Genomic DNA, 843 nt, shown 5'->3' with positions numbered 1-843 from the left:
GTGCGCACCCCGTGCGCACCCGCCGCGCGCCGCTACCGTACGAAGCCTCCCGCCTGGCTCGCCAGGTCGAGGAAGTACTGCGGGGCGACGCCCAGGACCACGGTGACCAGGACGCCCATGCCGATCGCCGTCATCGTGAGCGGTGACGGCACGGCGACCGTGGGGCCCTCCGGCTTCGGCTCGCTGAAGAACATCAGCACGATGACCCGGATGTAGAAGAACGCCGCGATGGCCGAGGCGATCACACCGACCACCACCAGCGCGCCCGCGCCGCTCTGGGCCGCCGCCTTGAAGACGGCGAACTTCCCGGAGAAGCCCGAGGTCAGCGGGATACCCGCGAAGGCCAGCAGAAAGACCGCGAAGACCGCGGCCACCAGGGGCGAACGCCTTCCGAGCCCCGCCCACTTGGAGAGGTGCGTGGCCTCGCCGCCCGCGTCGCGGACCAGGGTGACGACCGCGAACGCGCCGATCGTCACGAACGAGTACGCCGCCAGGTAGAAGAGGACGGAGGAGATCCCCTCGCCGGTCCCCGCGATCACCCCGGCCAGGATGAACCCGGCGTGCGCGATCGAGGAGTACGCCAGCAGCCGCTTGACGTCGGTCTGGGTGATGGCGACGATCGCCCCGCCCAGCATGGTGATGATGACGACGCCCCACATCACCGGCCGCCAGTCCCACTTCAGGCCCGGCAGCACCACGTACAGCAGGCGCAGCAGCGCGCCGAACGCGGCGCCCCTCCGGGCCCCCGCCCTGGAACCGGGGGCCGGGGTGGGGGCGCCCGGGGTGTCCTGCGGGGGCCAAAGAGGGGACGGGGACCCGCCGACCAGTTAGATCAGCCCCCAC

General features: G+C 71.9%; 1 protein-coding gene. It reads right to left on the bottom strand.

Annotation, left to right across the window (positions count from 1 at the left end):
- Window positions 1-32: 32 nt before the first annotated feature.
- Window positions 33-827, bottom strand: coding sequence for an NADH-quinone oxidoreductase subunit N (locus tag ACFXPK_RS27600; RefSeq protein ID WP_385079664.1), 795 nt, complete (start codon window positions 825-827; stop codon window positions 33-35).
- Window positions 828-843: the final 16 nt, after the last annotated feature.

Source organism: Streptomyces sp. NPDC059142 (assembly GCF_042755665.1).
In the GTDB taxonomy this organism is placed as follows: Bacteria; Actinomycetota; Actinomycetes; order Streptomycetales; family Streptomycetaceae; genus Streptomyces.
This window is presented reverse-complemented; position numbering and strand designations above follow the sequence as displayed.